This window comes from Novosphingobium taihuense (genome assembly GCF_007830315.1).
Lineage (GTDB): Bacteria > Pseudomonadota > Alphaproteobacteria > Sphingomonadales > Sphingomonadaceae > Novosphingobium > Novosphingobium taihuense.
This window is the reverse complement of sequence record NZ_VLKJ01000002.1, coordinates 407,039-427,526: the sequence shown is the minus strand read 5'-3', so window position 1 is coordinate 427,526 and position 20,488 is coordinate 407,039. Positions and strand designations below refer to the sequence as shown.

Here is a 20,488-nt window from a genome sequence, read left to right as displayed (position 1 = left end):
TCAACCGTTGAGCACTGAGCAGCCCCCTAGCCCCGCAGACCTTGCGCCCCTGTTCGAGCCGTTGACAATTCGGGGCATGACGATCCCGAACCGCTTCGTCATGGCGCCGATGACGCGCAGCTTTTGCCCGGACGGATTGCCGGGCGACGATGTTGTCGGGTATTACGAGCGTCGCGTCGAGGGTGGAACCGGGTTGATCACCACCGAGGCGATTGGCACCGATCATCCAGCCTCTGTAGGTGATACCGGTCTCGGCGAAACGAACCTTCCCGTGTTCCGGGATCCACAGGCCATTACAGCCTGGAGGAAGGTCGTCGATGCAGTTCATGCCAAGGGCGGACACATCATCCCGCAGTTGTGGCATCAAGGCCCAATGCGGATGCCGGATGGCAAGACGCCCGCGTTCTCCCCTTCAGGTCACTATGGCGATCCGGCCAAGGCCGACATTTCCTATATCGAGATGGCGCGCATCATCGCTGCCGAACCGATGCCCGTGCCGAGTGACGAAGAAATTGCGGATGTTGTCGCTGGGTTTGGCCGGGCCGCGCGCGACGCGGTTGCTGCCGGCTTTGATGGCTTGGCGATCCACGGTGCGCACGGTTACCTTGTCGATGCGTTCCTGTGGGGCGAAACGAACCGGCGCAGTGCACCATGGGGCGGCAATTCTGTCGAACGTACGCGCTTTGCTGTGGAACTGGTGAAAACCTGCCGCGCGGCCATCGGCGAGGATCGCCCCCTGTTCTTCCGCTTCTCTCAGTGGAAGCAGCAGGATTTCAGGGCGAAGCTGGGTGAAACACCGCAGGAGCTCGAAGCCATTCTCGGCCCGATTGCGGATGCAGGTGTGGACCTCTTTGATTCAAGCGTGCGCTTTTTCAATACCCCGGCCTTTCCTGAACACGGCGACCTTTCCCTTGCAGGCTGGGCAAAGAAGCTGACCGGCAAGCTTTCCGGGGTCGTGGGTGGGATTGGCCTTCGTAACGGCAAGTATGATACGGACAACGCCGTCTCGCAAGCTTCGAACAACCTTGGCCTTGTACTGCGCCGGTTCGAGGCGGGAGAATTCGATATCGCGTCGGTCGGGCGGGCAATCCTCCACGATCCGCAATGGGTGAACAAGGCCCGGAATGGCGATCCCCTTCCTGCTTTCGATCCAGCGTCGGTCGGTATTCTGACGTGACAGTCCTCGACCATTTTCCGCGATAATGACCGGGGTGGAAGAACATATGAGGGCCCGTGACTTTGCGGGAAGGACCGCTCTGGTGATCGGTGCCGGCGCAGGAATTGGCCGGGCAACTGCCATCGCTTTTGCAGAGCGAGGTGCTCGCGTCATGACTGCAGACCTGTCTCTGGCCGATGCAGAGGAAACCGCCGCGCTCGTTCATGCCGCAGGGGGCGTAGCGGAAGCGATACAATGCGACGCCACGCAAAGCGAAATGGTCGACCGCCTAGTTCTTAAAACTCTCGAACGGTTCGGTTCACTAGATTTCGCGCACAACAACGTCGGCGCCGGAAATGGCAAGCCGCTCGAAGATCTGACCGAACAAGACTATGAATGGATCAGCGATGCCTCCTTCAAGTCGGTGTTCCTTGGGATGCGCTACCAGCTACCGGTCATGCGCGCGCACGGTGGAGGAGTCGTAGTCAACACCGCCTCGATGGCAGGGATCAGCACGGTGCAGACCGCCGATATCGTCTATGCCGGATCCAAGGCGGCAGTCATGCAGATGACCGCTCATGCAGCACGGACTTATGGTCAATACAACATTCGCGTTAACTGCATCGCGCCCGGCTTGGTTGCGACAAAGATCGTGAACGGAATGTTCTCGCCAGAGCAACAAATCGCGATGGCAGCCGACCATCTTTTTCCACGCCTTGTCAAACCGGAGGAGGTTGCTGCGGCTGTGGTGTTCCTCTGCTCTGATCAGGCGGCGATGATCTCGGGCCACGTCTTGCCAGTGGACGGCGGCATGATTGCGAAACGCTGAGAATTGTCCGCCGGACGGGCTCTGTTCAAGCATGGGAGGTATGCGCATGGGACGGCTTGACGGCAAGATCGCGATCATTACCGGCGGGGGTCAGGGCATCGGCCTGGCAATAGCCGATGCGTTCGCTCGCCAAGGGGCTTCACTTGTCCTAAGTGGCCGTACGCTGAATAAGCTGCAGAACGTCGTACCGCAGCTGGAAGCACATGGTGCGAGAGTGGCCGTCATCGCCGCCGATGCCCGCTCGAGGAGCGATGCTGACAGGGTGATCCGGTTTGCAGTCGAAAGCTTCGGTGGCATCGATATTCTGGTCAACAACGCCCAGACAGCGCGGGCTGGCATCATGCTTAGCGATTACACCGATGAACTCATTGGCGAAGTCATGGAATCCGGCCTACACGGATCCATTTACCACATGCAGGCAGCAAGGCCTCATATGGCCGAGCGCGGCGGCGGCTCCATCATCAATTTCGGTTCGCGCCAGGGCATCATCGCACCGCCCGGATGGTCGATCTATGCCGCTACCAAAGAGGCCATTCGCGGGCTCAGCCGCGGCGCAGCCCGTGAATGGGGAGTCGACAACATCCGGGTCAATGTCATCAACCCTTCCGCTGTCACCCCCGTTGCTGAAAAGTTCTTCGCCGAATTCCCCGATGAAGCAGCCAAGAACCTGAAGGAAGTGTCTCTGCGGCGGTGGGGCGATGCTGCCACGGACATCGCACCTGTCGCCCTGTTCCTCGCCTCCGACGAAAGCCGCTACATTACGGGACAGACAATCAACGTCGATGGCGGCATGGTCATGCTCTGACGCATGCCGCCTCCGGTGCTTTCAGTCGCCGGTCAGCACCGGTTTGCGCCCTTCCCGGCCTGCCGCCAGGATTTCGTTACGGTCGGCCGAAGTCGTGTAAAGCGCCTGGCCTGCCATTTCCTCGCGCAGCATGGTGTTCCAGTCGACTTCCAGTGAGCGGCGATAATGCCGCTTTGCCAGCCCTACGGCACGTGTCGGCTGCTCTGCGAACTGCCGCGCGAGCGCCATTGCCGTATCTCCAACCTCCTCCTGATCAACCAGACGGTTGATCAGGCCCCACTTGTCCAGCGTGTCGGCCGTGACCGTATCGCCGAGGAGTGCAATCTCGTTCAGCCGATGAAACGGAATGATTCTAGGCAGGTAGAAGGAATCCCCTGCATGAGGGATCATGCCGCGACGCACAAACACATGCGACCAGCGGCTTCCCTTGGCAGCAACGACCATGTCGGCTAGCAGCGCAAGGAGCCAGCCAACCCCCGCGACCGTCCCTTGCACGGCACTGACAACCGGACGTTCCAACTCCCACATCGCCTTGAACATCTCGATATGGGGCGTTGAGACAAAGCGATAGTCGATCGTATTGCGTGGCGGCGGAACAGGCGTTCTGGAAACGGCCCCACCTAAGCAGAAATCGCGGTCCCCCGCGCTGCGGATCAGGATCGAGCGAACGTCCTGGCGCGTATTGGCCTCTTGGAAAAACGTGGCGTACTCGAGCGCAACGTCACTACCGAAGGCGTTGCGGTTCGAAGGCATGTCCAGAGTGAGAATGGCCACCCCATTATCGATCTCGATCGAGAGACCCTCTACACTTGCACTCTCGGTCATCCCATCCTCTCCATCTTGAATGCTTGCGTTTGTCTGCGGCTTGCGCACCAGATCGCGTTCGCTACGGAAGCTGGCGAAATGGATCGGTCAGATCATGCCGGCTATCCATCGATTGAATCAGACTGGCTTTGCCAAGTGGCCACCCAGTCAGTTCAGCGTCGGCCAAAGCTACGCACGGTCGGCGAGGGCCAGAATCTTGCGCGATCCATCGACGCACCGTTGCATCCGTTCATGCGGACCAATTCCCTGCTCCGCAAGTGACCGCAGCGGGATTTCCAGACCGATGGATGGAACGTTTGGCAGAGCCGCAAGAATTTCCTTCAATGGTGCATCACCGTCTCCGGGGATCATGCGCTCATACATCGCCTCTTCGAGATAATCGGGGAGTTTCGGTTCTCGCGGGGCATCGCAGAGCTGGATATGCCCGATCAGATCGGCAACCTCTGCCAGTTCGGGCACACTCGATCCGCTCCGGAAGAAATGCATGGTGTCAAGTAGCAGGCGGGCGTGCTCGCCCGCATGTTTCACCGCCTTCACACCGGTTGCGAGATTGCTCACCACCGAGATAGGACAGAACTCGATCGATGGCTTCATTCCGCGCTGCACAGCCATTTCGACGAACGTGGCAAACTGATCCAAGGTGCGTTCGAGATCGGGCTCGAAGCTGATCGAATTGACCCTCTCCACGCCAAGGTCCTGATACATGTCCAGCTGCCGTGCCAGCGCCTCACGGGCCTCGAGACCAGGCAGAAACGCGTTGCCATCCCCGAGCAGAAGTTCAACACCGCGTTCTGCCAAGGCCGACTTCAGATCACGGCGCAATGCCGCATCCTCAATCAAGCTCCACGGTGCAAAGCCTTCAGGATTAAACTCGATCGGTGCAGGCACTGTGCCGATAAACTGGCAGTCGAGGTCGGCAGCCAAATGAACAAGGTCCACAGGGGAAAGCCCGAACACTCCCAGAAATTCAAGTCCAAGCTTTCGCACCATTCCCTTACGTCCCCTTTTTATCATGGGAGTTAGCTGCCGCCGTCAAAGCAGCCTACTGTATAGTGGGTTCTCATTGCAGCTGTGTCATGCCATCCTGATCGAAAGGCATGATCGATCACATCCATATTCTTTTATTCAGAGCACTTAGGCACTAAGAAACTCGGCTAAAAGGCGACTGACCGCTGCCGTTGCAGCTCCTTCACTGGCGTATCGAATAAATACCGGCAGGCCGTGATGAGGGTTGAAGAAGGCATATGGCGTGCTGCAATAGCCTGAAGCAAAGGCTCAATAGAGGGATATCGACAGGCATGGCGACTGATGCCAAGGAATATGTTTCGCAGCGCGAAGCGACAGGCAAGCATACGGCGAGGCGGCAACAGGCAATCGATGCTGCTGCTGCAATCTTTGCCCGCGATGGCTTCAATGGCGCAAGCACAAGGGCAATTGCTGAGGCCCTTGGGATCAAGGTCGCGAGCCTCTACTTCCACATCGCGTCAAAGGAAGACGCGTTGGCGGAAATCTGCATTTTGGGCATGCAGCGTTCGCTCTCGTATCTTGACTCGGCCCGCCAGCAGAAAACGTTGGCGGAACAGATCCGCCACTTTTTCGAGTGCCAGCGCGATGACATGATCGAGCACGCAGATTACGTGGCCGTCTCGATCCGTGAGCGTGACAAGCTAAGCGACCCTGCGCTGAACCGTATACGCGACCTGACCGCACAGTTTCGCTCCAACATGGATGAGATGTTCCTGCTCGCTGAGCAGCGAGGTGAACTCCACTCGGACCTTACACCACGCCATTGCCGTTTCATCATGATCGGGACATTGCGAGGCCTCAGCGAAACGTATCTCAGCGGTGTCGACCTTTCTACCGAAGATCTGACAGATCGGTGGATCAGCGCGGTTGTCCGGGGAATGGTCAAGGACCCTGCCAAGGACACGGCGGTGCAGTCCTGACCAGAAATACCAGTTCAACCTCGCGGCAGCCCCAGATCCCGTTCAGCAATGACATTGCGCATGATCTCGTTGGTTCCGCCTGAAATCGTCCAGCCGAACGAGTTCAGGTAGTCGAACATACCGACGAACCGACGCTGCGAGTTGAAGGGTTGCCGCAAATGGCCGTCTAACCCTTCAAGACGTGCGACAAGTTCGGCGATTTTCTGAATCAACGTAGTCTGGAACAGCTTGATCCGCGCCGAAGCCATTGCGGTGGTTGCATGCGCCTCGCCATTTTCGTGATCGTGCAGCAGTTGGCGTATCATGCGTCGACTCGCCTGCAGGTCGGCAAGATGGGTCATGAATTGCCGCCGGAACTCGTCATCCTCAAGCCACGCAGCCTTTACGGCAACAGCATTGCGATAATAGTCTTCGAGCATGTGACGGCGCCGTTCACCCGCCTCGAATGCCAAGACGCCGCGCTCAGAGGCCAACGTGGCCTGAGCGACTCTCCATCCATCATTCTCAGCTCCGACCAGATTGGCCACCGGAACACGCACGTCGGTCAGGAAGAGTTCTGAGAAATCGGCTTGTCCATCAATCTGTTCAATCCGGCGCACCTCAAGCCCCGGGGTATCCATATCCATGATCAGGAACGAAATGCCGGCGTGTTTTGCAACATTGGGATCTGTACGAACCAGCAGGATGCAATGCTTGGCAAAACGCGACATTGACGACCATATCTTCTGGCCGTTGATCACGTAATGGTCGCCATCTCGCACGGCACGGCAGCGCAAGGACGCAAGATCGGAGCCTGCCCCCGGTTCGGAAAATCCCTGGCACCACACGACGCCCTTGGAGGCCGCCGGCAAGTAGCGGGCACGCTGATCAGCATTGCCGCAAGGAATCAACGTGCCGGGAAGATGGTTGAGGGTCACGACAAAGACGTTAAGCGGCGGTGTTCCGGCCCGCGCCATCTCGTCGGCCACGATCATCTGGCCTGCGATGCCGAGACCAACCCCACCAAATTCACTTGGCCAGTGCGGGACAGAAAGTCCCTGCTTTGCGAGTTCCGCAAACCACCAGCGCTGGTATTCCACCGCCTCGTCTTCCGTCCCTCGATCGGCAACCTCGGCCCAATCGGAAGGTAGGGTCTGCGCGATCCAGTCGCGAATGGCGGACCTGAAAGCGCCCACGTCTTCCCGCAAATCGATAATCATCACGCGATCTCCAGAACTTCGTGACCGTTCTTCAGCGCCTCGCCGAAAGCGCTGGCTGCCTTGTCACGCAGCGCGCCGTTTGGCGCCAACAGTGCTTCGTTTAGCCATGCGCGTTTGAGAAACAGATGCGGGTCATATTCGCGGGTAAAGCCCACGCCGCCGTGCAACTGGACACAGTCGCCTGCGATCCTCAGCGCTGCATCCGTGACATTGGCTTTGGCCATCAGTGACCACATCAATGCGCCTTTTGCCCCATTATCGAATTGCTCGGCTGCTTGCCAGACCAGCTCGTCGCAGCCTTTGGCGTTGACCTGATGATCGGCCAACCGATGCTTGAGCGCCTGAAACGATCCGATCAATCGACCGAACTGTTCGCGCTGCTTCATGTAAGCAATTGTCCGATCCAGCGTACCACGTGCCGCACCTGCACTGTCTGCCGCGATGGCAATCGCATAAAGAGCAAAGAGCACCGGACGGCTACCGCGCAGAACAGCAAGCGCCTTCATTGATGACGAAGGTAAAGACAGGATCGATCTGGTCTCGTCCCAAATCACCACCTGATCCGCCACGGCATTGCTCAGGTCAGCCAGCAAAAGATCGTCACCCTCGCCGGGAATCAAGGCCACGTTTGCAGACGCGTCGCCGATCAACCTGATGGCACCATCCGCGTGAGGCGTGTTGAAACTCGTCGCAATTGCAAGAGAAGTCGTGCCTTCAACGATGCTCACTATGAGTTCGGCGATTGCGGGGTCGGCGCTCACCTCGCTTCGCGCCAGCGTTTCCAAGGCGACACTGGTAGCTATAATTGACCCTGGTGCTGCTGCCCGGCCTAGCTCATAATTAAGTACGGCAAGTCCATTCGCGCCCAATCCAATGCCGCCGTGTGCTTCGGGCAAGGAAATTGCGAGCCAGCCAAGGTCCTTTGCAAGCTCGCGCAAGTCTTGATCGACTGACGCCTTTCCATCGATAAAAGCGTGGACTGCCAAGCTCGTGCATCGCTCATCAAGCACCGTTCTGATGCTTTCGCGCACTTCGGCCATAAGGTCTTGCATCGGGTTAGCCTCTCGAACTCGGCTTGCGGGGGTAAACTGGATGTAACGCCATGACTTTCACCATTTCGCGGCGCAACCTGTATGCCGGATCAAACGCGTCGATTTCACACGGTATCACGATTTCGATAAGTGGCTGAGCGCTGGATCATTTCCCCAAAGTACATGGGCTAGGCACCGAGGACCTGCGCAAAGCTTCGTATCAAGCCGCTTCCCGTAGGATCGCTTGCTTTGGCAGATACGGTCGCGCCTACCATTGGTGCCGTTAAAACACGGAAGGCCGGGTCGTCGGCACAGCTCAGATCGACGATGATCTGTGCAATCTCGTCAGGGGTCTGCCCCATGCCGGCAAACGTTTGATTCGATAGTTCGTTGTAGCGATCCAGCATACGATCGTAAGGTGGTGCCATAGCTGCTGCGGCATCCCGCGATGTCGACCGCACATTTGCGACGAAGGCCGAATTGACCGGGCCCGGTGCCACGACACTCAACCTTATGCCCATCGTGAGCGCCAGCGGAGCAAATGACTCCATGAAACCTTCAACGGCAAACTTTGAGGCGCAATAGGCGTCGTTGAATGGTTGCCCAACCAGGCCGCCTATACTGGTCACAGTGATCACCCGGCCGGATCCTGCTGCGCGCATGTGCGGGATGACAGCCTTGACCGTGTTCCACACACCAAAGAAATTAACTTCCATGATGCGACGAAGCGCGTCGTCACTGGTCTGCTCGATCGATGCAACCAACCCAGCGCCTGCGTTGTTTATCAGAAGGTCGACGCCGCCGTGCGCCGCGATCACCTCTGCAATGCAGACGTCTATCGAGGACGCATCGGCAACATCGAGGGCGCGAATTTCGATCTCCAGCCCGGCAGACCTGGCCGCCTCGAGCAGGTCCACCTTCCGCGTAGTATCGCGCATGGTCGCAATAACTCGATATCCGGCCTGCGCCAAACGGAGAGCTGTGTGCAACCCGATGCCCGTCGAGCAGCCTGTGACGAGTGCGACCGGCACTTCACCCATCAACAGTCACCCGATCGAACTTGACGTAGATATGCTCGGGCACGCGCATCATGTAGCCACGTATTGCAGGCGCGGGCTTGTCAGGATCGAGCCGCAGGTTGCGCAGGTTATCCATCACCGCATGAAGTGCACGGGTCATTTCCACACGGGCAAGGTGCTGACCGACACAGATGTGCGGACCACGGGCAAACGAGTAGTGCGCGTGCCTTTCGCGAAAGATATCGAAGCGGTCAGGGTCGGGATAGATCGCAGGATCACGATTGGCCGCCCCGGCAAGCACGTCAAGATAGGAGCCCGCTGGTATCTTCACCCCGCCGAGCTCGGTGTCCCGGACAGCGACACGCGTCTGGGACAGCACCGGGCCATCCCAGCGCAACGCTTCCTCGATTGCTGCTGGGATAAGACTACGGTCCTTGCCAACCGCTTCAAGCTGATCGGGATTGCGCAGGAGTGCCGAGAGCAGGATGCTTGTGCCGCGATAGGTCGTGTCACCTGCCGCATTCATCAACTGGCGCAGGAATGAAATCAGCACCAACTCTGGCAGGTGAACTCCATCATCTTCAGTCGTTGCCAGCATACTGATGAGATCATCGCCGGGATTGGCGCGACGTTCCTCGACAAGCGCTCGAAAATACTCGCCAAGCTTGATCCCAGCCTCGATCGCCTGCGGCATATGTTCGAAATCGGTTTGGCCGATCGCCAAGCGCTGAAAGGTTCCGACATCGGAGCGTGGCAGATTGAGTTGCTTATAGATGACCTCAAACGGATAGCTGTGCGTGAACTCGGCCACCAGATCGGCTTCACCCCGAGGCAAAAATGACGACATCAGGCCGTGCACGACCGGGTCGACGATGGTTTCGCCCCAAGTTTTGACGTGTTGCGGGAGGAAAATCTTCTGGAAAATCCGCCGCCACCTGCCGTGAACCGGATTGTCCATCACGCTGATGCTACCCATGCCAAAGGTATGGCCAAGGGTAACTTCATAGCCAGAGTTCGAGAACCGAGCGGGATCGATCAGGGCTTCTTCGACTTCTTTGCTTCCCACAACCGAAAATTTGGGCACATCGGGATAGTAGCACGGATAGCCCATCAATTGGCGGAAGGACCCAGGCACCACTGCTGCCTGGGCACGCAGTTCGTGGATACGGGGATAGGGATCCGCATCAGCGCCGAAATTGTCCTCGTGCGAGAGGAACGGATTGTACGTCGGATCATCAAAATCCTGAATCCGGGAAGTCGTTGCCATGGTGAAACTCTCCTTGATATAAAGTAAGTGCTACAGGTTGAACTGGCGCTCGGCGTTCAACGTTCTGGCCTTGGTAAAGCCCGCGAGTTCGGCTTCGGATTGATATTTTTCATGCAGTTCAGGGATTTCTGTCGCTATTGAAGTTCGATCCTGAAACTGAAAATACCGCATGAGCCAATTGATTGATTGCGCCACCGCAACGTCAGAAATAGCCCGAAATGCTATGATCGCACCCAGATCACAGGCTTTGATGCGCCACGCGCGAACGAGCATACGATGTGTCATCCCGTAAGCTTGGCCAATGCCGCAGAAGTCTCGTCCCAGATCGTCAGCATACGCCCATCCGAGCGGGCCTTCGCTGCATAACGGGACAGGACTTCGAATTCCGAAACGATGCCGTTTGCGCCAAACAGATGGCCAGCAAGATCGCACAGGATCAAAGTTGGCAGGACGATGCAGTCTGCCTTTGAGATCGCATTTCCTGTTACGTAGACAGCGTCATCGACGAAATTTTCGACCAGCGAAAGCCCGCTGCTCATATTTGCCAGCTCGGCAATGACGATACTGTCGTTTCGTTTGGCCGGATCCAACTGGCCAAACAGCCGCAAGGCAGCCGGCACGACATAGAGTTCAATTGTGCGTATCGCGTTGCGCATCTGCGCCCGCTCAGCAACCCCTGCCGGGATCAGCGAGGGCACCGGGAAGATCTCGTCGAGATAGTCGATGATCGTCTCCGATTCCGCGATCTTCAGGCCATCGTCCGTCACCAGGACCGGCAGCTTGCCGATAGGATTGAGTGCGAGGTACTCGGGCGAGCGCGTGCTTCCGCCCGGTGGCGGCTCCATTTCATATGCCAGTCCCTTGACTCGCAAAGCCAGGCGCACCCGCGCTGCGAAAGGAGAGTGAGGTACTGCGTAGAGCTTCATCGTGGTGCTCCAGATTATGCCGGTCAGAGACTATTCAGCCGAGTTCGCAACGGCAGGGCTGGTTGCTCGCCTTCTGAGAGCACCGCCATTGCAACGCCCATCAGCTGGACCAGCCTTTTAAGGCCCGCAGCGTGGTCTGCTTTGGACGTTCGCCAGCACGATCTGCCCCTCAATGGGCATGCATGACGGAAGTCACCTGACCGATCTCCATTTGCAGGGTCGAAAGCTATCGCTGTCATGCTTTCAATAGGCCTCATGATAGCTACACTTCTTCGTACTTGCTCTGCGCATCGCGCACCCGATGACCAGAGCCATTGGTCGTAAAATCAGCCGGTCAAAGTCGATGGTGCTCATCTACCTTGGCTGCGACGGGATTGGCCCGCTGACAATGGGTTACACTCACAATCACGTTGGTGATGAACGCGTGCACCAGGCAGATTGCGCCAAAACCGGTGATTGTCGCCATTCCGATCGCCTATTGCATTGGGACGTCGGGCTTAACCGAGGTCTGGCAAATACTGCGCGTGTCAGTAAGGAATACCGGCGGCGCGCCAACCGATCCTGGTTCGTGTGCAAGGTCGGGCCATCATCAAACTGGCGCCCAATTGGCTGAGGTAAAACTGTGACCGCACCTGAATGGACCATGCGCCAGAAATCCATATTGGTGCTTTGTGCTCTGGCCATCGTCCTTGACGGTTTCGACACCCAAGTCATCGGCTTTGCTGCCCCAGCCCTGCTGGCCGACTGGGGCATCACCAAGGCACAGCTTGCCCCGATCCTGGGCATCGGCCTGTTTGGCATGTCACTCGGAGCAGCGGCGGGGGGCTATGTCGGGGACCGGCTTGGCCGCAGGTTCGGCATGATCGGCAGCACGGTCTTGTTCGGCATTGCAACCTGCGCCATGGCTGGTGCCCACAGCCTGATCGAACTTGGCGCCTATCGCTTCATAGCCGGCCTTGGATTAGGCGGAGCCCTTCCGATCGCAGCAGCTTTGGTTGCAGAGATAACCCCAGCCCACCGCAAGAGCCTAGCAGTGTCGATCAGCATCATCTGCATCCCGGTCGGCGGAATCGTTGGAGGCCTGTTGGCCGCGCCGCTATTGCCTTTGATTGGCTGGAAGGGCTTGTTCGCAATTGCCGGGAGCCTGCCGTTGATCGTTGCAGTCGCTCATGTGTTTGCCCTTCCGGAGTCACCTTCGTACCTTGAGACGCGCGCTGCACGAATGGCCGATGCAGGTGATGCGAAACGGACCGATAGGCACCAGTCCTGGCAACACGAGAGGTTTTTTCACGCACTCAAATCCGACGACTTGCTAAGCGATACCTTCGTGCTCTGGGCGGCATTTGGCGCATCCCTCATGTCGGGATATCTTTACTTCAATTGGCTGCCTGTTTTGCTTGCTGATGCAGGATTCCAGCTGTCCGCCACAAGCCAGGGACTTCTGGCATACAACATTGGATGCGTGGTATCAGGTATTGTAGTCGGCGCCATCGCTTCGCGCGTGGGCACCCGGACACCTCTTTTGTTGCTGTCTGGGTTCGCCGCAGCCGGTGCCATTGCGTTGATGCTCGTCCCGCCGACGCCTGACCGTTCAGCGTTGCTTATGATAGCACTTGCCGTTCAAGGCTTCTGCCTCGGCGGCGTTCAACCGCTGCTTTACGCCCTGGCGGTTCACGTCTTCCCGCCGCACATCAGGACCACCGGCATTGGCAGCGCGGCAGGTGTCGGGCGGATAGGAGCCATCCTCAGCTCGGCTCTCGGCGCGGCTACTCTGGCATGGGGAGCGAGCAGCTTTTTTCTGGCAATAGCGATCGCGCAGATCGGCTGTGCGTTATGCATTCTGGCCATCCGGCGCCACGACAGGGGATCAACGCCTCAGGCAGCCGGTTAGCAGTGGGAGTGAGGCGAAGAAGCTGTGCGTTCCCTGCGTGCGGGTAGCCATTTTCGTGGAAACCGATCTGAAGGGCTTCCCTCGCCTCATTGCCACGCAATCCATCGCCTCCTTGATACGTTGAGCCTTGCGTTCCCTGCGTCGCTGATACTTGCCTGAAAGCCATTGCCCCAGAGTGAAGTCGTGGCAATGCAGGATCAGTCGCATGGACATGACAGGCATAGTGCTCTTTGTGCTGATGCCCGGCAGCCGTGAAAAGGGCGTGCAGAATGGTTCTCTGGTTCTACGAAAATCTGGCGGACTTTCGCCAAATGGTTCGAGAAGCGGCCAAGCAAGGCCGGCGGGCCAAGATCCTCGATCGCCAGTGCGGGTTTGGCTGGAAGCTACTGGACAAGGCCGAACGATTCACTCTGGAACACCGCCGTGGGCAGACCCGTCTTGACCCCGCGGTTTGATGATGGGAGTCTGGGCTGGGGAGAGCTTCCCCGGATGCTGGACAGTTATGGCGGCGAGCGACCACCCGCGCCGCAATGGTTCATCGATGCCCAGCAGATGCCGCGTGACCGGATCACATTTGCCGTCGATGGGTGTGACATCGAGCTGATTTGTTGGGGCAAGCGCGGGCAACCGGGCATGCTGCTGCTTCATGGCTCAATGGCCCATGCCGACTGGTGGTGCGCTGTCGCGCCCTTGCTCGCCAAGGAATACAGAGTCTGCTCCATGTCCTTTTCCGGCATGGGCGGCTCCGGGCACCGTGAAGCATATTCCGTGGTGCAGATGGCACAGGAAGCCCGTGCGGCATTAGGCGCGGCCGGGCTATTCGATGCCGACCTACCGCCAATTGTAGCCTGCCACAGCTTTGGCGGGAAAGCCGGCAGCCTGATTGCCGGCAGCGATATCGGTGAGCGACTGTTGGGCGTGATCTTCGTCGACTCGTTCGTTGTACCAGATCAGGGCATTGGCCGCCCGCCGCCTTATCGCAGCCGCCTTTACCAGACCCAGGCCGATGCCATTGCCCGCTTCCGGCTGTCACCTGATCAACCTGGTGGTGAGCCGTTCGCGCTGGACGCGATCGCCCGCGCCGGTGTGAAGCAATTGCCCGATGGTTCATGGACGTGGTGCTTCGATCCCGATTTCTTTTCCAAGCTGGAAAATGGGAATGGCTGGGAAGCACTTCTAGAAGCGCGTTGCAAACTTGCATTCGTCCGCGGGGAACTGTCGAATATTGTCACTGAAGACGACGAGGCGCTGCAACGGAGGTTCCTGCGGCCAGACACACTGTTCGTGGGAATACCTGATTCATACCATCACGTGATGGTCGATCAGCCTCTGGCACTCGTCACGGCCATGCGTACGATTGCAGAAGCATGGGCGAAGGAGAGAAGACGGTGAATGCATCCTCCGGTTCGCCGTATCCTTTGCCGCTGACACCTGAAGAGGTGACTGCCGCTTGGCTAAGCGCGGCGACCGGGCATGTCGTTGACAGCGCTCAAGTGGTGGACATCATCCTGGGCACATCAACCAAGATCCGCGTTCGCGTGAAGGCCGAAGGATTGCCAGAATCGCTGATCGTAAAAGGCGGGTTTGAAGAGCACAGCCCGATGATGAAGGAAATGTATGCGAACGAGGTTGCGTTTTACACTCGTATCGCCCCAGCATTGCCAATTCACGCGCCGAAATGCTGGTTTGCCGGATCGGACCCGGAAAGCCATCAGTCGATCGTGATCATGGAAGATCTGGTCGCCAAAGGCGTGACGTTTCTTCATGCCCAGCGTCCGGAAGCTTATGCGGCTGTGAAGCGGCGACTGGGCGATTTGGCTCGCTTCCACGCAGCAAGCTGGAATGATCAAGGCCTTGCGCCGGGCGGACGATGGGATTGGCTCGTTGGACGGTTTTCAGACTGGTCGATGGTCTACGCAGAGCGGTATCTGAAGCCAGAAGTATGGCAACATTACTGCGAGAGCCCGCGCGGCGCGGCTATTTCGACGCAGCTGCACGATTGCGCCTGGATGCGGCGTGTCTTGGTGCAACTGCGGACGCTCGAACGCGAAGGACCGATGTGCATCATCCACGGTGATACTCACCTCGGTAACCTGTACGTGGAAGCGAATGGAACACCTGGCTTTCTTGATTCCCAGCCGTCGAAGGCTTCTCCGTTCATGGAAGTGGCCTACCATATCGTGTGCGCGCTGGATTTGGCGGATCGGAAGGCTTGGGAGCAGGACCTGTTGCGCTACTATCTCGCCTCCTTGGCAGAATGCGGAGTATCCGCACCAGACTGGGATGAAGCTTGGCTGCAGTACCGGCGCTACATCGCCTATGGCCTGTTCATCTTCCTGATCAATGAAATCCGCTTCCAGACTGAAGCGATAAACACAGCCTATGCAGCACGTTTTGGCGCAGCAATGCTGGACCACAATGTGCTCAATCTGATTGGGAACTGAGTCGAAATACACCGATCAAGGCCGCGGTGACGCCCGGTTCGGCCAATAAGGCATGCGCGTCCATCCTCGCGTCCTGAAAATGGCTGGATCTTCGATGCAGCGGCCGAGATGTCAAAGACAGCGCCTGGAAGCAGCGCGCAGTGTCCGTTCGACACCCTGTTCCCAAGACGACTGTCGATACCCGGCCTGATCCCGACGATATGCTTGCGGATGGCGCTCGCAGCACTCTGCTCATCAACAATACGGATATTTTCATCCGCATGATCAAAATCATCATCCTGTCGGGGTAAGCTGGGCAATGCGATAGTGTGTGCAAGGGATAGAACCCCACGAGAGGATCGTAACCATGAACGCCCAGCCGCTCCATCTGCCTGACGCCGTCGATCTGGATGCAAGTTCAGTTCGCCCGACCCGCATCTTTGAGCAGTGCAATCACCTCCTCGACGATCATACCTCGCTTGACCGTTTCTATCACGAAAATGGCTACCTGTTCTTCCGCGATGTGCTGGATCAGCAGTCCGTGACGGAGGCACGCGATGCCATGTTGGCGGTTGCCGCCGATGAGTTCGGGCTGGTTGAGAAGGCGGATGCACTAGGTCGCTGGACAGGCAAGGCTGCGCCGCAGTGGGCCGAAGAGTTGCCGGTGTTCGCGGGAATCTCCCGCCGCTTGATCGAAAACCCAGCCAATCAGGAACTGCTGGCGAAGATTTTGGGGCAGAGTGCCTGCATGGTCCCGATCGTCCAATACCGCCTCTATCCACCCAACAATCCACTAGGGATGGTGCATCAGGATGGCTTCTACAGCCCGGGAATCCGCGATTATCGCCCGCTTTGGATACCATTGGTGGCCTGCCCGCGTGAAGTGGGCGGTCTTGCGATTGCCGTGGGCGAACACAAGAAGGGCTTAGTTCACAATTTGGCCAAGCCGAACCCCTTCCCCATTCCTGAAGGCATAATCAATCCGGACAGCTGGGCCACGATCGATTTTGAACCGGGCGACCTGCTGGTTGTCCATCCAGACGCTCCCCATGTCGGCACAGCCAATACGTCCGACCGATTGCGCATCTCGTTTGACACTCGCGTGCAGTCGGCTGCGAACCCTAGTGCGTTCGCCGCTACAGTTACGGCATTTACGCCAACTTCGGTCACGGTCGAGGCCGATGATCCTGTGGTCGGCACGGTTACCCTTTCAGTGGACGCGGAAAGCTACCTTCGACCGATCAGTCGTGGCAAACGAGAGGCGTTTGAGACTTTTGCCGAGTATATGATGCTTGGCATGCGTCTCGTGGTGGTGCGCGAAGGTGATCGCTGCGCAATGCTCCGCGAAGGCTCGCAGAACTGAATGCTTTAAAGTGGCAAGGTCAGGGCCATCACGATGGATCAACAGAGTTTATCACCATAATCGCTGATGCGATGCCTCGGCAGGGCACGCGCGCCGCGTTGTCACCGGCAAGATGCGCAGATAGTTCATGATCAAACACGCATCGGAGAGAGATCATGGCTGACCCTTATTTCGTTGGCAAGACTGCGCTGGTGAGCGGATCGGGGGCCGGGATCGGACAGGCGTCGGCGCTTGCTTTCGCCGCACGTGGCGCCAAGGTCATGGTTTGCGACATCGATCTCGCAGGAGCTGAAGAGACGGCCGCGATGATCCACGCCGCTGGCGGCAAGGCCGAAGCGATGCGCATCGATGCGAGCGATGCCGGCGAAGTGGAGCGGTTGGTCAAAGCCACGCTGGACCAGTTTGGCTCGCTCGATTTTGCGCACAACAACGTTGGATGCGGCGTTGGCAAGCCATTGGAAGAGCTGACTGAAGCCGACTACGATTACTCGGTCGACCTGTCGTTGAAGACCGCATTCCTCGGCATGCGATATCAGTTGCCGGTCATGCGGCAGCGCGGTGGTGGATCAGTTGTGAACACTGCGTCGATGGCCGGTATCAGCACCACCCAAGCTGCCGATATGCCCTACGCCGGGGCCAAGGCTGGAGTTATCCAGATGACTGCCCACGCGGCGCGTGCTTATGGGCAGCATAACATACGCGTGAACTGCATCGCACCGGGGTTGGTCGCTACCAAGATCATCAGCGAAATGTACACCTATGAACAGCAGGTAGCATTGGCCAGTGACCACATCATCAAGCGGCCGGTCAAACCGGAAGAAATCGCTGCTGCCGTAACCTTTCTCTGTTCGGCCGAGGCTGCGATGATCACTGGCATCTGCCTGCCGGTGGATGGTGGCCAGAATGCCATGCGGGGATGACGGATATCCTGAGTTGAGCCAGCGGCCCGACAGCTTGGAAGAAGTCTGGCTCGACAAGTCTGGCATTCCATGCGCTGGCGCCCCGATGGGAATCCTGCTCAGCGCGCAGGCAGCGCGCAAGCACGACGCACCAGCTTTCACGTTCGGTGGGCAGACCCTGACTTATGCGGAGATGGATGCGGCGGCCAACCGGCTCGCGCGCGCCTTCATGCTGCGCGGCGTGAAGCAGGGCGATTGCGTTGTTATGTCGATGCCCAATCGGCCTGAGTATGTGCAGGCCGCCTATGCAGCATGGAAACTAGGGGCGACCCCCTGCCCGATTTCCCATCGACTGACGACTAATGAATTCGCCGACGTCATTGGACTCGCACAACCGGCACTCATCGTCGGTACAAGCGCAACACCAACGGGCAGTTGGCCGCTGCTGGACATAGATTGCCCGTTGGATTCTGCGATCGACGATTGCCCACTTCCGCCAGTGGTTTCATCGCCGGGCAAGATACTGGCCAGCGGCGGCAGCACAGGCCGCCCGAAACTCATTGTAGATCCACGCAATTCAGGCTGGGGGCCTGACAAGACCAACACCTACCGGCCGCCATTCAGCACAATCCTGAGCGCAGGCCCGCTTTACCACTCCGCACCATTTGCATTTGCCATCGTCGCTTTGGCCGAAGGGTCGCATGTCGTGTGCATGGAGCGCTTCGAGGCCGAGGAATGGCTGCGTCTAGCCGAACTGCATCGCACAACTGTGGCTGCGATGGTGCCAACAATGATGAGCAGGATCGCGCGACTTGATCCGTCAATTACTGCGATTGCGGACCTGTCTTCGTTCAAATTTATCATGCATTCTTCGGCACCATGTCCACAAGATGTGAAGCGGTGGTGGCTTGAGAAGGTTGGCGCGGACGTCATCTGGGAAGTCTATGGCTCAACCGAGCGTCTCGGTTCGACATTGATCAACGGCACCGAATGGCTTGAACATCCCGGCTCGGTTGGCCGTGCCCTGCCAGGCGATACCATCGTCATTGTCGACCCAGAAGGCATGCCATTGGCGACAGGTGAAATTGGTGAAATCTTGTTCAGACGCGCCGTCGGAGTTGGCACGAGCTACCGCTATATTGGCTCGGAGACCCGGATAAGGGGTGATCTTGACGGTTTGGGTGACATGGGCTGGCTTGATGCGGATGATTATCTCTACATCGCGGACAGGAGGACGGATATGATCCTCGTGGGAGGGATCAACGTCTGGCCAGCCGAAGTTGAAGCCGCGCTTGAGCGCGTGCAGGGCGTCTTGTGTGCGGCCGTGATCGGGCTGCCCGATGCCGACATCGGCAACCGGATCCATGCCGTGGTGGAACTGAGTGACTGCGTTCCAATGCCTGCACCGACCGATGCCCTATCTTTCCTCGCGCCGGGATTGGAATTGCTCGCACCGTTCAAACGTCCCCGCTCAGCTGAATTCACGTATGAACGGGTTCGCGACGATGCGGGAAAGGTGCGCCGGGCCGCACTTCGTGCCGAGCGTACGGATCAAGCCTGAAGTCTCCAGCCCAAAGCCAGAGATCAATCGGCAAGTGTGCTCATGTCGATCACGAAACGGTACTTCACATCCGACCGCTCCATGCGTTCAAATGCCTGATTGATGTCCTGAATTGCGATCGTTTCGCAATCAGGCAGAACGCCTTTTGCAGCACAGAAATCCAGTAGCTCCTGCGTTTCAGCAATCCCGCCGATGATCGATCCGGCCAGTGTCTTGCGGCCCATGAGCAATGATCCGGTGTGGATTGCGGGAAGCATGTCGATTGCGCCCACAATGACCATCGCGCCTTCAAGCGCAGTCAGGCTGAGATAAGGCGTAACGTCGTGCGAAACAGGAATCGTGTCGATAAGGATGTCAAACCGGTTCTTGGCCTTGGCCATTGCGTCGGCATCAGTTGACACCAGCACTTCATGCGCACCGAGCGCAATGGCATCGGCCACCTTGGCAGGCGAAGTCGTGATCACGGTGACGTTCGCGCCCAAAGCCACGGCTAGCTTCACAGCCATATGTCCCAGACCACCAAGCCCGGCAATGGCAACGCGCTTGCCTGGCCCTGCATTCCAATGGCGCAGCGGCGACCACGTGGTGATCCCGGCACAGAGCAATGGACCTGCGCGTTCAGGATCAAGACCTTCAGGCAACCGCAGCACAAACTCCTCACGCGAGACGATAGTTTCTGAATAGCCTCCATTCGTAAGTTCGCCTGTCAGGCGATCACGCCCGTTGTATGTGGGCGTTGGGTATTCTTCGCAAAACTGCTCCATCCCCTTTTCGCATCGGGGGCACTTCAGACAACTATCCACAAGGCAGCCGATCGCGACGAGCTCACCGGGTTTGAACTTGGTAACCGCTGATCCCACATCAGTTACCTCGCCCACGATTTCATGGCCGGGGACGCACGGGAAAACTGTGTTGTGCCAGTCATTCCGGGTCTGGTGCAGGTCGGAATGACATACGCCACAATAGTTGATGCGGACAGCTACGTCATTTGATCGAAGCTCGCGACGCAAGAGGGTGGCAGGAGCGAGAAGTGCGCCAGCTTCACTCGCAGCGTAGCCGAGGACCTGTGGCATGCTTGTCTCCTCAAAAGTTCATGGAAAGCGCACCAGAATGCGAGGGACCGGTAGGTATGCCCTTATCTCCCCCGGCCGCGATCAGGTGCGGCATGTTGCAGATACGCCATTTTCATTGGGAACAGCTGATCCTCTTCAATCTATCGCCCATGCGTTAGAAAGCGCGCCTGGAATGAGAGTAACAGATGAAGGGTGAGTGAGAGCCGCTAGTCCCGCGAATGGCACGAGTCACCCCGCACGGTGTCAGTTTCAGAGTTCTGGCCCATGAACTGTCG

20 protein-coding genes are annotated in these 20,488 nt (G+C 58.1%); 11 read left to right on the top strand and 9 right to left on the bottom strand.

Translation table 11 applies throughout. The features are described 5' to 3' along the window. The first annotated feature begins 7 nt into the window (after positions 1-7). The 3 genes from IQ25_RS06865 to IQ25_RS06855 all read left to right on the top strand — a co-directional run bounded on the left by IQ25_RS06865 (position 8) and on the right by IQ25_RS06855 (position 2,790). Positions 8-1,177 carry an oxidoreductase gene (locus IQ25_RS06865; RefSeq protein ID WP_258536970.1) on the top strand — a complete coding sequence of 390 codons (1,170 nt, stop codon included), beginning with the start codon at positions 8-10 and terminating at the stop codon, positions 1,175-1,177. Positions 1,178-1,259: 82 nt separating this feature from the next. Next, complete coding sequence (locus tag IQ25_RS06860) at positions 1,260-1,985, top strand: SDR family NAD(P)-dependent oxidoreductase (protein WP_158637696.1); 726 nt, start codon at positions 1,260-1,262, stop codon at positions 1,983-1,985. A 46-nt stretch (positions 1,986-2,031) separates the two neighbouring features. Then, positions 2,032-2,790 carry an SDR family NAD(P)-dependent oxidoreductase gene (locus IQ25_RS06855; protein WP_220094527.1) on the top strand — a complete coding sequence of 253 codons (759 nt, stop codon included), beginning with the start codon at positions 2,032-2,034 and terminating at the stop codon, positions 2,788-2,790. Positions 2,791-2,811: 21 nt separating this feature from the next. Here the strand turns inward: IQ25_RS06855 and IQ25_RS06850 are convergent, their stop codons facing one another. Both IQ25_RS06850 and IQ25_RS06845 read right to left on the bottom strand, forming a co-directional pair. Further along, a complete protein-coding gene (locus IQ25_RS06850) occupies positions 2,812-3,663 on the bottom strand; it encodes an enoyl-CoA hydratase/isomerase family protein (protein WP_144904055.1) in 852 nt (283 codons plus the stop codon). A gap of 120 nt (positions 3,664-3,783) precedes the next feature. Continuing rightward, positions 3,784-4,605 (bottom strand): sugar phosphate isomerase/epimerase family protein, encoded by an 822-nt coding sequence (locus tag IQ25_RS06845; RefSeq protein WP_158637695.1) that lies wholly within the window; start codon positions 4,603-4,605, stop codon positions 3,784-3,786. Positions 4,606-4,913: 308 nt separating this feature from the next. On the opposite strand from IQ25_RS06845, the gene IQ25_RS06840 reads away from it, so the two are divergent. Further along, positions 4,914-5,561, top strand: a complete 648-nt coding sequence (locus IQ25_RS06840) for a TetR/AcrR family transcriptional regulator (RefSeq protein ID WP_158637694.1) — start codon at positions 4,914-4,916, stop codon at positions 5,559-5,561. A gap of 14 nt (positions 5,562-5,575) precedes the next feature. Here IQ25_RS06840 and IQ25_RS06835 read toward each other — a convergent pair whose 3' ends face one another. From IQ25_RS06835 to IQ25_RS06810, 6 genes are all read right to left on the bottom strand, one after another. Continuing rightward, positions 5,576-6,760 (bottom strand): acyl-CoA dehydrogenase family protein, encoded by a 1,185-nt coding sequence (locus tag IQ25_RS06835; RefSeq protein WP_246415685.1) that lies wholly within the window; start codon positions 6,758-6,760, stop codon positions 5,576-5,578. Next, complete coding sequence (locus tag IQ25_RS06830) at positions 6,760-7,800, bottom strand: acyl-CoA dehydrogenase (RefSeq protein ID WP_158637693.1); 1,041 nt, start codon at positions 7,798-7,800, stop codon at positions 6,760-6,762. Before IQ25_RS06830 ends, IQ25_RS06835 begins: the two co-directional genes overlap by 1 nt. Positions 7,801-7,979: 179 nt before the next feature. After that, positions 7,980-8,831, bottom strand: a complete 852-nt coding sequence (locus tag IQ25_RS06825) for an SDR family NAD(P)-dependent oxidoreductase (RefSeq protein ID WP_144904045.1) — start codon at positions 8,829-8,831, stop codon at positions 7,980-7,982. Beyond that, a complete protein-coding gene (locus tag IQ25_RS06820; protein WP_144904043.1) occupies positions 8,824-10,077 on the bottom strand; it encodes a cytochrome P450 in 1,254 nt (417 codons plus the stop codon). The genes IQ25_RS06825 and IQ25_RS06820 overlap by 8 nt, the downstream gene beginning before the upstream one ends. A 30-nt stretch (positions 10,078-10,107) precedes the next feature. Then, complete coding sequence (locus IQ25_RS06815) at positions 10,108-10,350, bottom strand: hypothetical protein (protein WP_144904041.1); 243 nt, start codon at positions 10,348-10,350, stop codon at positions 10,108-10,110. Positions 10,351-10,358: 8 nt separating this feature from the next. Next, complete coding sequence (locus tag IQ25_RS06810; RefSeq protein WP_144904039.1) at positions 10,359-11,003, bottom strand: glutathione S-transferase family protein; 645 nt, start codon at positions 11,001-11,003, stop codon at positions 10,359-10,361. Between the two features lie 622 nt (positions 11,004-11,625). Between IQ25_RS06810 and IQ25_RS06805 the strand changes: the two genes are divergently transcribed. The 7 genes from IQ25_RS06805 (at position 11,626) to IQ25_RS06775 (ending at position 19,140) form a co-directional block, all read left to right on the top strand. Continuing rightward, positions 11,626-12,894: an MFS transporter gene (locus IQ25_RS06805; RefSeq protein ID WP_144904037.1), complete on the top strand. Its 1,269-nt coding sequence runs from the start codon at positions 11,626-11,628 to the stop codon at positions 12,892-12,894. A gap of 269 nt (positions 12,895-13,163) precedes the next feature. Further along, entirely contained in the window at positions 13,164-13,349 is a 186-nt protein-coding gene (locus IQ25_RS06800; protein ID WP_144904035.1) for a hypothetical protein, read from the top strand. A 34-nt stretch (positions 13,350-13,383) separates the two neighbouring features. After that, the gene (locus IQ25_RS06795; protein ID WP_144904033.1) at positions 13,384-14,286 is read left to right on the top strand and encodes an alpha/beta fold hydrolase; all 903 of its coding nucleotides are present in this window, start codon (positions 13,384-13,386) and stop codon (positions 14,284-14,286) included. Further along, positions 14,262-15,338 carry a phosphotransferase gene (locus IQ25_RS06790; RefSeq protein ID WP_144904031.1) on the top strand — a complete coding sequence of 359 codons (1,077 nt, stop codon included), beginning with the start codon at positions 14,262-14,264 and terminating at the stop codon, positions 15,336-15,338. The genes IQ25_RS06795 and IQ25_RS06790 overlap by 25 nt, the downstream gene beginning before the upstream one ends. Before the next feature lie 346 nt (positions 15,339-15,684). Next, positions 15,685-16,680: a phytanoyl-CoA dioxygenase family protein gene (locus IQ25_RS06785; protein WP_144904030.1), complete on the top strand. Its 996-nt coding sequence runs from the start codon at positions 15,685-15,687 to the stop codon at positions 16,678-16,680. Between the two features lie 155 nt (positions 16,681-16,835). Beyond that, a complete protein-coding gene (locus IQ25_RS06780; protein WP_144904028.1) occupies positions 16,836-17,600 on the top strand; it encodes an SDR family NAD(P)-dependent oxidoreductase in 765 nt (254 codons plus the stop codon). 13 nt (positions 17,601-17,613) lie between these two features. Then, positions 17,614-19,140 carry an AMP-binding protein gene (locus IQ25_RS06775; protein ID WP_246415656.1) on the top strand — a complete coding sequence of 509 codons (1,527 nt, stop codon included), beginning with the start codon at positions 17,614-17,616 and terminating at the stop codon, positions 19,138-19,140. 23 nt (positions 19,141-19,163) lie between these two features. On the opposite strand, the gene IQ25_RS06770 is transcribed toward IQ25_RS06775, so the two are convergent. Then, positions 19,164-20,213 carry an NAD(P)-dependent alcohol dehydrogenase gene (locus tag IQ25_RS06770; protein WP_144904026.1) on the bottom strand — a complete coding sequence of 350 codons (1,050 nt, stop codon included), beginning with the start codon at positions 20,211-20,213 and terminating at the stop codon, positions 19,164-19,166. Positions 20,214-20,488: the final 275 nt, after the last annotated feature.